Genomic DNA, 11900 nt, shown 5'->3' with positions numbered 1-11900 from the left:
GGAGAAACTGGCGCCCACTCAAAGAGTGGGCGATAACCCCGATTCGTGACGCGAAAACCGAAATTATTTTTCGTAGGGGCGCTTCCGGCGGCCGGTGACCATGAACAGGACCGCACCGGCCAGCACCAGGATCCCGCCGGCGGTCAGGGCCCAGGTCCCCATGCCGGTCGTCGCCAGCTGGAAACCGGCGTTCTGCTTGATGTTGTCGACCGTTACCGTCACAACGGACGGGTCGTTGCTCGTGACTGTGGTCTCCACGGGATCGCCGAGCAGCGCGTAGCCGTCCGGGGCCCTGGTCTCCATGAGCCAGTACGACCGGTAACCGACCTCTCCCGGGCCGACGTCGGTTCCATTGGCCCGTCTGGAGTAACGCAGGCCGGAGATCACCAGGTTGCCGCGGGCATCGGTGGTCCACGAACTGGCGCCTCCGACGCTGATCGCATTGGTACCGGCCAAGGCGTCAGCCTTGCTCGGGTAGACCGAGAAAACGGCGCCGCCCAAGGCCGCCGAGCTCTGGGCATCCTTCTTGTGCAAAACGATACTGCCCCACTCGGAGGTGCTCACGGGAGGAGTCACCAGCGGGCCGCCGGGCTGGCCCGGGGCGATGGCGAAACTGGCCGCGTGCGGATAGACGAGGGCCGTGTTCGTGATCTCACCCACCGTGTTCACCGCGGTGTTCACCGTGACCAGGACCTTGGCCGTGGCGTTGGCGGCAAGGATCGCCCGGCCGCTGGCCGTGAACTCGACCGTAAGGGTGTGCGTGGCCGTGTCGAACGCGATGGTGTAGTCAGTATTCCGCCCCAGTGCAGCGCTGTTGGACAGCGCCACCGTCGAGTCGGTGTAGCTCAGCTTCCCGTCGAGTTTGTCGACAATCCTGTAACCGTCGATCGGGTTCACGTTCGGAACATCACTCGTGATGTTCCATCGAACGTTGTCACCGAGCTTGACCACGGACGCATCATCAACAGTCTTAGTAGCCGTGGTTACGGCGTTCTTCGGGTAGACGTTCACGTCATACAGCCAGCGGGCCCCGCCGGTGGGGTCAGGCATCGGGAGCGTCACCAGGAACGGGGCCGAAGGCGTCACACCCGCCGGGTAGCGCGTTTCCGTCACCAGGTACAGGCCCAGCGGAAGGTTCCCCAAAGTTGCCCTTCCGGCCTCATCGGTTGTGGCCGTTGAACCTTGGGTAGCCGCCTGCGCGGCGGCCTGGGCGGGGGTCAACGCAGCCGCGGCAGTCCAGCCCGCGTTGGTCGTCAGGTCAATGTTGTTCACCTTCCGCACCGTGAACGTCACCCCGGCCATCGGCGTCAGCCCTTGCAATTGCGACGCCGTCAGGGCCGTCCCGTTATTGGGCAGGTTGGTCGCCGTCGCCGGCTTTTGGTACTTGTGGATCGTCAGCGAACCCGTTTGCGGCACAGGGTTCGTGATACCGATTCCGGAGTCAACCGTCTCCTGCGGAACAGGAACCCCCTCTGGGACCACCGGCGCGGGCGCCGCTGGTTGGGGGGCCGCTTTAGCGGACGGGTCCGACGTCGGCGCCATGCTCGGTGGGGGTGCCGCAGTTGCTGTCGGGGCGGGTGCCGGAAGGGCGGACGGCGCGCTGCTCGGAACCTCGGCTCCGGCAGAGGGCGCCGGGCCGTCCTGTCCAAGCCACATGACGACGCCCGCAATCGCGAGGCCCGCGAGGAACAGCGCAGCTGCTGCCACCTTCCAGAACCCGCCCACCGAACGAAGTCCCGCAGTGGCCCGATCGTGCCCTCCGGGAAGCAACGTCTCGGAAAAGAAGGGGCCGGAGAAGACTCCTTCAGGGCCAAGGGTCTCCAGAAGAGCCGTTCCCGGGAGGAACCCGGCGGCCGCTGCCGGTGTGAAGACAATCCCGGCCACCAACGGGAAGACGAATGCCTTCATGCCCGCTTGGACATCGTTGAGTTCAACCAGCAGGGCCGTGCACTTCGGACACTCCTTCAGGTGGGCCGTTATCCTCTCGCGCGACGTGCGTTTCAGGCCGTCCCGGACATATTTTCCGAGCTGGCTTGAAAATTCAACGCATGGGTCGTCGCCCGACACGCTGATGTGGCCTTGCAAGTAGGCCTGGCGGAGCCCCTCGCGTGCCCGGAGAACGAGGGAGGAGACGGCATTCGGGGTCAATCCGATGAAGGGCGCGGCTGCAGCAGGTTTCAGGCCTTCAATGTCCACATGCCAGAGGGCGGCCTGCCAGCGTTCCGGAAGAGACTTGAACGCCTTCGCCATGGTGCTGGACTCGAAGGCGTCCAGGACAGTGTCCTCGTCAACGGCAACGCTGTCCAAAAATTCGTCGTCACCCACCGCCTGCGTGCGCCTGGCCTTCCGGTTCCGGTCATGGGCAATCCGGCGCACGGCAGTCAGAAGATACGAGCGGAAGAACTGGTCCGGTCCCTTGCCTTCACTGAGGGCTTGGAAAATCGAGGCAAATGCCTCCGCTACGACGTCTTCCGCGTCACTGGGGTTGTCTGTCTGGGCGCGGGCGACAAAGCGGGCCGCTGCCACATGCCGCCGGTAGAGTACATCGAACGCCGCCGCGTCGCCGTCGCGCATCATGGCCAGAATATCCGGGTCGCTATGCGACCCTTCGGCCGACGTTGCGCCATTTGACCCGTCCTTTGAAACTTGCCCCATAGCAGCCCAGTGTGACAGAAACCGGACAGGTGACTTGAATCACTCCCCCTGCGGGCTACTCAAAGGCAGTGGGTTCACCCTCTGCAACACGAATCCGTTCCGAACGACACTTAACGGACATGAATGGACTCCGTTGGCGACGCGTGCCACCACAAGTCGTCCTTATTCATCTGGCGGACAAGTCGGTGGCCACGAGGGGTGAGACCATCGTCTTCACTGCATGGATCGTCAATGATTCCGGGTGCCGTCTCCACAATGTGCGCCTTGTCCCCCGTTCCTTTACCAATGAAGCAATGGAAAGTCTCGAGTACACATCCAAGCCTCCGGAAGCGGACCTCCACGTCGGAACGTTGTCCGCCGGAGAATCAGCGATGCTGAGCTTTTCGTATGTCGTCAGTGCCGCCGATCACCGGTACGGCGGCGACCTGATTAGCGCCATGGAGGTCACCAGCATGTCCCGCGGACGAATAATCCGCGACGAACACGATGCATTTGTGGCCCTCAACGAGCATCCCTATTCGTTGCCCGGCTCCCCAACAGGCGCTTCCGGCGGCCAATCGACGTCGAGATCGTAGCCCTCATGCTTGCGCAGGTAGGCTGCGATGAACGGGCAATGCGGAATGATCCGCTTGCCCGAGGCAAGCACATCGTCCAAGGCAAAGTGTGCCAGGACCTTGGCCAGCCCGCGGCCCTTGAACTGCGGGCGGGTTTCCGTGTGCAGGAAGTCGATGTGGCCGGGCTTATCCATAAACTGCGAGATCACGGCTACTTCACCGTCAACGAGAAGCTCGTAACGGTGGAATTTGTCGTTCCTGACTGTGGTGACGTGCGGGCTGAACGACTCTGCGGATGAATCCGTGAACTCAGTCATGTGTCGAGATTCGCACGTAAACCGGGCTCTGGCAATGGCGCTGCGGGGACATCGGTATGGACTCCGGCCGGCACCCGTCCCAGCAGTAAAACGCCCAGCGCGAAGCACGCTGCTCCCCCACCGAGGAGGGTCAGCGTGAGTCCGTGGAAGGCGGCGTCCACCACCGGAATGAAGACCACGACGCCGGCCGTCACCACCGAGACGTGGGTCCTACCGCGGGCGTGGCTGGCCGCCGTCGGGCGCTCTTCAAGCCTGCCGAACAGCAGCAGGACCGGGAGCAAGAGCAGGAGGACCCCGAGCAGCACCAGCGGACGGGACCACCACCATTCGGCGGTACCGGCCGCCGGCTTGGGGAAGTCGGTGAGGAGAAGCAAGCCGGACATGGCTGCGAGCAGCGGCAAATGCCACAGATAAACCGTCATGGACCACCGGCCCGCCACGGCCACCACCCATCGGATCCAGCGCACGTCCGCCGCCCAGGCAAGCCCGGGGCGAAGCAACTGCAGGGTTGCCGCCTGGGACAGGCCCAGTAGAAGCATGCAGAAATTGGGCGGATTCAGGTCCACGATCATGTTCCCGGAGTAGACCCCGATGCCGGTCACGAACCCCAGCAGCAGGTTGCTGCCGATGACCAACCCCGCGAACCAGCCCCGGCTGCGTCCAGCGAAGATGCCGTCGGCAATGAAGAAGCCGAATTGCTGGACCGCGCACCATACAAAGAGCATGTTGACCGAGGCGAGCATCGGAAACGTCCCGCGCAGCGAGTCCAGGGTGATCACCGCGGCGACAAGCGCGCCGAGAGTCAGCCATGGAGAGTGCGCGTGCAGCCGGGCCAGCAGGGGAACACTCAGTTGAGTCGCGAGGTACGCGGCCAGGAACCACAAGGGCATGCCCGCGCCAGTCACAATGAGCTGGACCACCTCCGGATCGACGCCAAGTAGCCGCGCCGCCCACAACCCCACGAACATCGAGGCCAGCAGCGCAGTCGCCGGGCGGATGAGGCGCAAGAGCCGCAGTTGCGCATAGTCGACGCCGGTGCCGCCGCGTGCGCGTAGGCGGCGCCACGATTCCAGTCCCGTGATTCCGCCAAGGACGAAGAACAGTGGCATCACTTGGAAAACCCACAAGACGGGTTCGAACCAGCGCTGTTCCATGAGCGTGTTTTCGGTGGTGACGGTGCCGTCCGGGTGCAGGACCGGGCTGACCATCATGCAATGCGAGAGCACCACGAGAACCAGGCAGAAGAACCGGGCGAGATCGATCACGGGATCACGTGGGCGGCCGAATGCAGCCATGCCCGCGGACGTTCCTTGTTGTCCCGAGTATCCCATCGCTCTCCCTCGCGAATTGCTGAAACCATTGTGCGCCCGCTCGACGGCGGGAACCAGAGCGGGCGTCGGCGGGAATTCGTGGGTGCGGCCCGGGGGCTATGTTCCGGAACGCAGCCGCCGGGCCGCACCCACGGTCTCGGCGTCTAGGAACGGGGGCTCAGCAGCCGCTCCCGTTGGCGGTCATCCAGCGCTGCTGCACCCGCGGCCATGGCCAGGCCGAAGGCGCCGTCCAAAACCGCCCGGTCCGCCGATGCGGAGGAGCCGTGGGCAGCGAACTCGGCAGTGTGGTGGGCGGCCCCGTGTACCTCATAGCCGAGCAGCGGATGGATGCTTGGGACCAGTTGCGAGACGTTGCCCATGTCCGTGGAAGCCACTGGTTTGTGGTCAAACGCGACAGCCCTGCCTCGGGCAGACATCGCTTCCCGGTAAGCCTCGGAAAGGTAACGGTCCTGCTTGAGTTCGGCGTAGGCATTGCCCGTTGGAGTGACCTTGAGCGTGCTTCCGCTGGCAAGCGCGCCCGCTTCCAGGCAACGCTGCACGCGTTCCTCGATGATGCGCAGATTCTTGAGGCTGGGTGATCGCATCTCGACGTTTGCCCGGGCCCGCTCCGGTATGACATTGACGGCGCTGCCGCCTTCGGTCACGATCAACGAAACAACCGAGCCGGCCGGAAGTTGCTGCCTCGCCAAGGCGATGGCGGTCTGCGCAATCACGAGCGCGTCGAGTGCATTTATCCCTTCGGATGGGGCGGCAGCGGCATGGGCCGGCCGCCCTTCGTAAAGCACGTCCCACATACCCATGGCCAAAGATGAACCGCCGATGACGTCTTCGGCGCCGGCGTGGGCCATCATCGCCAGGGAGACGTCTTCGAAGAAGCCCTCGCCAATGAGATCGACCTTGCCGCCGCTTGTCTCTTCGGCCGGAGTGCCAAGGACCTTGACCGTGATACCGAGCTCATCGGCGACGGAGGCGAGCGCGAGTGCCGCGCCCACGGCACAGGCGGCATTCACATTGTGTCCGCAGGCGTGCCCGATGGTCGGTAACGCGTCGTATTCAACGCACAACGCGACCACTAACTCACCGGTGCCGAAGGTCGCGCTAAAGGAAGCGGGGAGCAGCGGCTGCGGACCGTCAAAGCTGAAGCCCGCAACCCGGAGCAGCCTGCGAACCCGCTTGGCGGCCCGGAATTCCTGCCCGCTGAGCTCGGGATCGGCGTGGATCGCGTGGCTCAGGCCAAGGATTTCAGCTTCCCAACGCGCCAGCGCGGCAGAGACGGAGCGCTCGACGGCGTCCGGAGACGCGGTGCCGGTGCCGGCGGTTTCCAAGGACCTGGCCTTCATGGCAGCGGCTTTCATGGCAGCGGCTTTCATGCTGCGACTCCGGCGGATCCAGCGGATTGGCGCTTCGGGTAGCGGGCGGCGGCTGCCGCGGCAATCAGGGACGCGATGGCCAACGCAATCCAGATCGTCAAGATGCCGCCCTCGCTGATGTGCCCGGCCTGGACGGAAGACGAGGAGATGAGCTTCACGACGGCGGCGCCCACCGCGATGCCGACGGAAAGTGCCAGTTCGTTGAGGCCGGCCGCCGTCGAGGTTTCCTCCAGTGGAACGCCCTCAACGGACAGGGCCCGGGTCCCCGCCTGGTACATGCCAAGGTTCAGGTTGAACATGGCGAACCCGGCGCAGTAGCCGGCCAGGGAGGAGTGCGCAGCTGCCATGACCAAGAAGCCGGCCGCCAGCAGGACGCCGGCGAACACCAGCGTGGCACGCTCGCCGAACAGGCTGAGTGCCCTTGAGGTGAGGAGCGAGGAAAGCAGCGAGAGGACCGATGCCGCCGCTAGGACGATGGCGATCATGAGGGGGCTCAACTCGAATCCATAGCCGGCGTCGTCCGGGTTGGCGTGCAGGAAGATGTCGTTCGTGCCGAAGTAGCTGATGGAGGCAAAACCAAAGAAGAAGGTTGCCAGCGAGACCGTCCGGATGCGCGGGAGGGCAAGCATCCGCAAGTCCATGAAGCGTTTCCCGTTGACGCTTCGAGCGTCCAGGACCACCCAGTAAGCCAGCAGCGCGAGGCCGATAATGCCGGATCCGAGGGTCTTGGCATCCACCCAACCCCAATCCGGGCCCATCGAAAGGGCCACCACAAAGCCGATCAGCCCAAGGGAACACGCCAGCAGCGGCACGAGGGCGAGTCCCTCGCCCGTGGGGGTCCCGGCGTCGGGCAGGACGAAGGAGCAGACCAGGGCGACGACGGCGAACGGCACCGCCACCCAGAACCCGAGCGTGGGATCGTCGACTCCGATGATCCCCGCAAGCAGGCCGCCTGCGCCGACCATGATCATGAGCATCCCGATCATGACGCTGACGCCGGTGCGGGTCTGCCCGGGGTTGCTCACCCGCAGGATGCCCATCATCAGCGGAATGAAGCCAACCACGCACGTGAGCATGACGACGCCGGCCGTTACCGTCCATAGCGACGGCCACAAAGCCATCATGACGACGCCCGCCGCGACTACCGCCGTCGACCACCGGAGCACGAGCCGGTAGCCGTAGCTGTCGCCGAGCCGCGAGATGATCGGCGTGAGCACGGCGAAACTCACATTGGAGATCAGGAAAATGCCGTTGATGGTGGGGTCATCGATCGAAAAGCTCGGCCCCAAGGCGGGAAGGATGGGGTTCAGGTAGCCCTGGGTGACCCCACTGAGTGATTCGATCAGGGCCATCGCCACGATCATTCCGGTGATGGTCCGGCGCGCTATGGCCGCTGTCGGTGGAGGTGCTGTCTTGCTTGCCATGTGCTTCCTTGAGTGTCGGGGGCGTCGTTGCCTGGGAGTTGCGATGCGAGCGGGTGATGCGAGTCACAACGTTAGGTTCGCCGTCTACACTGGCTAGGAATTTGTTTGAAATCTTCTAATAGGCGCGAATTTTGAAAGAATCAGCCATGATCTCCGAAACTGATCTTGAAATCGTCAATGCGCTTCAGATCAACCCCCGGGCGGACTGGAGCCGTGTTGGGGATGTCCTCGGGCTGTCCGGGCCCACGGTCGCGCGCCGCTGGAACGCCCTTGCTGAGGAGGGGCTGGCGTGGATCACCCCGGCTCCCGGGGCACGGTATTTGAGCGCGGGCTGGTCGGCGTTCATCAGCCTTTCCTCACTTCCGGGCGAGAACCAAGCCCTGGTCCGGAAGCTCTGCGCGGAGCCGGCATTCGGCACCGTGTCCCTCGTGTCCGGCTCCCACGATCTTTTCGTGGATTGCTTCGCCTCAAGCCATGAAGAACTCATGGATATCGTGACGGGCTCCTTCGCGGTCCTCCCCGGAGTGACCCACCGCGAGGTCGTTTTCGTCACCAAGCTGTACCGGCAGGCTTCCGACTGGCGCAGCGGCACCCTGGAACCGTCGCGGGCCCGGCTCATGTCGGCGGAGCCCCTGCCCGCCCCGGCCGCCTACGCACCGGACAGGCTCGATGCATCACTGTTGGAGGAACTGGCCAAGGACGGGCGTGCCAGTTGGGCGGACTTGGGAGTCGCCTGCGGCGTCTCGCCCCAAACCGCACGACGGCGGGTGGAGCGGTTCCTCGCGTCCGGCTACATGACGCTGAGGTGCGACACGTCCGCTTCTGCCCAGCAAGGGCTGAGGGAAGTGAGCCTGATCCTGAACGTGCCCGCACACCATGTTGACGCCGTCGGGCGCTATTTCGCGGCCCTGCCGAATTGCAGGCTCAGCGCCCAGGTTCTGGGCGCCCAGAATCTGCTCGTGACACTGTGGGTCCGCGACTATCTGGAAGTCCAAAGCCACGAGCGTGAACTGGCGGAGCGCGCGCCCGGGAGCGCGGTGATCTCCCGGCAAGCCGTGGTTCGCAACTACAAACGCCTCGGGCACGTGTTGGACGCGTCCGGACGCAGCCGCAGCGTGGTCCCTTTGCCGCTGTGGCGCGAGGCGTAGCCCCGACGCCCGGTCACCTCTGACAGGAAATTCCCCGACGCCCGGTCACCTCTGACGGGAAATTCCCCGACGCCCGGTCACACCAGGATCGCGCGCGTCTGGCAACCCAGACGGCAACCCCGGCAATGGGCATGCGCTCCCGCGAGTCCCCGCGTTTAGTTGATAGTGCTATCAATCCATGACAAAGGAGTCATCGTGGCACGCGCCGATTTCGCGACAGTGCAGTCAGCCCCCTCCCACCTCGTTCCAGTTCCGTCCATTGCCGGTGGCGGATCGCTGGGCACCAGCACGGCGAGGCCAAACGCACACGACGATTCAGAAGCCGGCAGCGAGGTGCCCAGCAGCGCCTGGCGGGTGCGCGCCGATGCCTGGGAGTTCCTTGGCTATGCCGTCAAACAGCTCGCTGCCGCCAGCGTCCGGCCAGCGGCGGGCGTCCGGCCGCCCCTGGAGCTGCCGCGCGAGGTCCGGCGGATGCTGCCGCTGCTGGAACGCCTCGAAATGTACTGGGCATCTCCAGGGCAGCACTATGTCATGGAACTGCGGCGAGGCCTGGAGGCCGGGGACTACGCTGAAGCGCTAAGCCTCATAGAACCGGTGGCACGGCGCGTTGCGGGCCACAACCACCACCTCCCGGAACCGGCAGCGGATGGTGAACGCGAAGCGGAGCGGATTGATGACACCGCGGAAACACGCAAGCGGTTCGAAGTCCTGGTGATCGATGACGTCTCCAGCGCCGACCGTGAAGCTCTTCAGACAGAGCTACTCAGCCAGCGGCGTCCCGCCGACGCCTTCAATTACGAGCTCGTTTTCGTGCCGAGCTTCGAGGACGCCATCGTGGCTATCCTGCTCAACCCCGACATCCAGGCGTGTGTATTGCGGCCGGGGTTCGTTCCCCACAGCAAGCAGCGCCTCAGCCGGGACGTGCGCAGTTTCCTGGATGGATTCTTGGGCAAGGCACTCCCCCAGCGCCCCCTGGACCGCATCCTGAGCTTGGCGGAGAAACTGGGCGAACTCCGTCCCGAACTTGACCTCTACCTGGTGGCGGGAGTGGGGATCGAGGAACTCGCCGGTTCGTTGACCCGGCAATTCCGCCGGATATTCCGGCGCCAGGACGGACTGGAACTCCACCTTTCCTTGCTGGCCGGTGTCGCCGAGCGGTATGAGGCGCCGTTCTTCCAAGCGGTCCAGCACTATAGCCGCAAACCCGCCGGTGTTTTCCATGCCCTCCCGGTGTCGAGGGGCGGATCGGTCATCCATTCCAAGTGGATCAACGATCTGGGTGAGTTCTATGGCCTCAACCTGCTTCTTGCCGAAACCTCCGCGACGTCCGGTGGGCTCGATTCGTTGTTGGATCCGCACGGGTCCCTCAAACAGGCCCAAAAGCTCGCGGCCCGGGCATTTGGTGCCCGGAAGTCGCTCTTTGTCACCAATGGAACCTCGACGGCCAACAAGATCGTGCACCAATCGATCCTGGCACCCGGCGACGTGGTTCTCGTGGATCGGAACTGTCACAAGTCGCACCACTACGCCCTCATGCTGGCCGGCGCGCAGGTCTCATATTTGGACGCCTACCCCTTGAACGATTACTCGTTCTACGGGGCGGTCCCCCTGGAAAGCATCAAGCGCATGCTCCTGGATTACCGCAGGGCAGGCAGGCTCCACGAGGTCAAGATGCTTGCGCTCACCAACTGCACGTTCGACGGCATCGTGTACGACGTCCAACGCGTCATGGAGGAGTGCCTCGCCATCAAACCGGACCTGGTGTTCCTCTGGGACGAAGCGTGGTTCGCGTTCGCGGGTTTCCACCACATCTACCGCCGCCGCACGGCCATGGCTTCGGCCAGGTCGCTCGAAAAATCCTTCGCGGATCCGGCCTACGCCCGACGCCACGCCGAGCAATTGCGCGAGCTTGCGGCGGCAGGCGCGGCCCGCGGGGCGGCTTCGGGCGGCCACGAGTCCGACGACGGCGGCCCGGTTTCCGGCGTCGGGCACGTGGCCGATGAGGTGCTCCTGAAGACGCGGCTGCTGCCCGATCCGGCGAAGGCCCGCCTGAGGGTCTACTCGACGCAGTCCACCCACAAAACCCTGACTTCACTCCGGCAAGGGTCCATGATCCACATCTTTGACCAGGACTTCGGCCAGTTGAACGAGGAGAGTTTCCGCGAGGCGTACATGACGCACACCTCCACTTCGCCCAACTACCAGATCCTTGCTTCCTTGGATATGGGCCGGCGGCAGGTGGAGTTCGAAGGCTACGAACTCGTGCAGCGCCAGGCCGACCTGGCCGTCAGCATTGCCCATGCCGTGGCGAGGCATCCCCTGCTGAAGAAGTACTTCCGGGTCCTCGGAACCAAGGACCTCATCCCTGGGCAGTTCCGCGAAACCAACCGTCAAATGCCGCTTCGCGACGGGCTGGCGGCCATGTCGGAAGCTTGGGAACGCGACGAATTCGTCGTTGATCCGAGCCGTTTGACCCTGCATATCGGCCTCACTGGCGTGGACGGAGATACCTTCAAGCACGACTACCTGATGGACAAGTACGGGATCCAGGTCAACAAGACCTCCAGGAACAGCGTGCTTTTCATGACGAACATCGGCACCTCCCGAAGTGCCGTTGCCTACCTCGTGGAGGTCCTGGTCAAGCTGGCCGAGACTTTCGAAGACGAGCAATCGGGCCTGAGTGGCTTGGGGCAGCAGGCCCGGCGCGCCCGGGTTGCCGCCTTGACCAGCACGCCGCCGCCTTTGCCGGACTTCAGCCGGTTCGCCGAACGGTTCCGAGTGGATGCACAGACGCCGGACGGCAACATGCGTGAAGCCTATTTTGAGAGCTATAAGCCCGGCGCCTGTGAATACTTCAGCGCTGCAGAACTTACTCGAAGGGTGGCAGCGGGCGAGGAAATGGTTTCCGCGTCGTTCGTCACCCCTTACCCGCCTGGCTTCCCTGTCTTGGTTCCTGGGCAGGTGATTACAGAGGAGATCCTGGCCTTCATGTCGGCATTGGACACGCGGGAGATCCACGGCTTCAATGCGGAGCGGGGGTTCAGGGTTTTAACAGGCGGCGGCGTGGCCTAGCGGGCGGCGGCGGTCCCGGCGAGGCCTTC

7 protein-coding genes are annotated in these 11900 nt (G+C 64.3%); 2 read left to right on the top strand and 5 right to left on the bottom strand.

Annotated elements, in window-relative coordinates; all coding sequences use genetic code 11:
• Nucleotides 1-63 precede the first annotated feature (63 nt).
• The 5 genes from J2S96_RS13295 to J2S96_RS13275 all read right to left on the bottom strand — a co-directional run bounded on the left by J2S96_RS13295 (nt 64) and on the right by J2S96_RS13275 (nt 7651).
• On the bottom strand, nt 64-2577 hold the full coding sequence (locus J2S96_RS13295) for a SpaH/EbpB family LPXTG-anchored major pilin (protein ID WP_306864171.1): 2514 nt from the start codon (nt 2575-2577) through the stop codon (nt 64-66).
• 592 nt (nt 2578-3169) lie between these two features.
• Nucleotides 3170-3526, bottom strand: a complete 357-nt coding sequence (locus tag J2S96_RS13290) for a GNAT family N-acetyltransferase (protein WP_306864168.1) — start codon at nt 3524-3526, stop codon at nt 3170-3172.
• On the bottom strand, nt 3523-4821 hold the full coding sequence (locus J2S96_RS13285; RefSeq protein ID WP_306864165.1) for an acyltransferase family protein: 1299 nt from the start codon (nt 4819-4821) through the stop codon (nt 3523-3525). Before J2S96_RS13285 ends, J2S96_RS13290 begins: the two co-directional genes overlap by 4 nt.
• A 179-nt stretch (nt 4822-5000) precedes the next feature.
• Nucleotides 5001-6227: an amidohydrolase gene (locus J2S96_RS13280; RefSeq protein WP_306864162.1), complete on the bottom strand. Its 1227-nt coding sequence runs from the start codon at nt 6225-6227 to the stop codon at nt 5001-5003.
• Complete coding sequence (locus tag J2S96_RS13275) at nt 6224-7651, bottom strand: MFS transporter (RefSeq protein ID WP_306864160.1); 1428 nt, start codon at nt 7649-7651, stop codon at nt 6224-6226. Before J2S96_RS13275 ends, J2S96_RS13280 begins: the two co-directional genes overlap by 4 nt.
• Nucleotides 7652-7797: 146 nt before the next feature.
• Here J2S96_RS13275 and J2S96_RS13270 point away from each other — a divergent pair, with 146 nt between their 5' ends.
• Together J2S96_RS13270 and J2S96_RS13265 are read left to right on the top strand one after the other, a co-directional pair.
• The gene (locus J2S96_RS13270) at nt 7798-8799 is read left to right on the top strand and encodes an Lrp/AsnC family transcriptional regulator (RefSeq protein ID WP_306864157.1); all 1002 of its coding nucleotides are present in this window, start codon (nt 7798-7800) and stop codon (nt 8797-8799) included.
• Nucleotides 8800-9075: 276 nt separating this feature from the next.
• Nucleotides 9076-11871, top strand: coding sequence for an aminotransferase class I/II-fold pyridoxal phosphate-dependent enzyme (locus J2S96_RS13265; protein ID WP_370873111.1), 2796 nt, complete (start codon nt 9076-9078; stop codon nt 11869-11871).
• Nucleotides 11872-11900 lie beyond the last annotated feature (29 nt).

It is taken from the genome of Arthrobacter bambusae (genome assembly GCF_030812595.1).
GTDB lineage: Bacteria > Actinomycetota > Actinomycetes > Actinomycetales > Micrococcaceae > Arthrobacter > Arthrobacter bambusae_B.
This window is presented reverse-complemented; position numbering and strand designations above follow the sequence as displayed.

Bases quoted from the DNA above. Each gene is read 5' to 3' on its own strand.
- J2S96_RS13295 (WP_306864171.1), bottom strand. From the start codon at position 2,577: ATGATGCGCGACGGCGACGCGGCGGCGTTCGATGTACTCTACCGGCGG.
- J2S96_RS13290 (WP_306864168.1), bottom strand. From the start codon at position 3,526: ATGACTGAGTTCACGGATTCATCCGCAGAGTCGTTCAGCCCGCACGTC.
- J2S96_RS13285 (WP_306864165.1), bottom strand. From the start codon at position 4,821: ATGGCTGCATTCGGCCGCCCACGTGATCCCGTGATCGATCTCGCCCGG.
- J2S96_RS13280 (WP_306864162.1), bottom strand. From the start codon at position 6,227: ATGAAAGCCGCTGCCATGAAAGCCGCTGCCATGAAGGCCAGGTCCTTG.
- J2S96_RS13275 (WP_306864160.1), bottom strand. From the start codon at position 7,651: ATGGCAAGCAAGACAGCACCTCCACCGACAGCGGCCATAGCGCGCCGG.
- J2S96_RS13270 (WP_306864157.1), top strand. From the start codon at position 7,798: ATGATCTCCGAAACTGATCTTGAAATCGTCAATGCGCTTCAGATCAAC.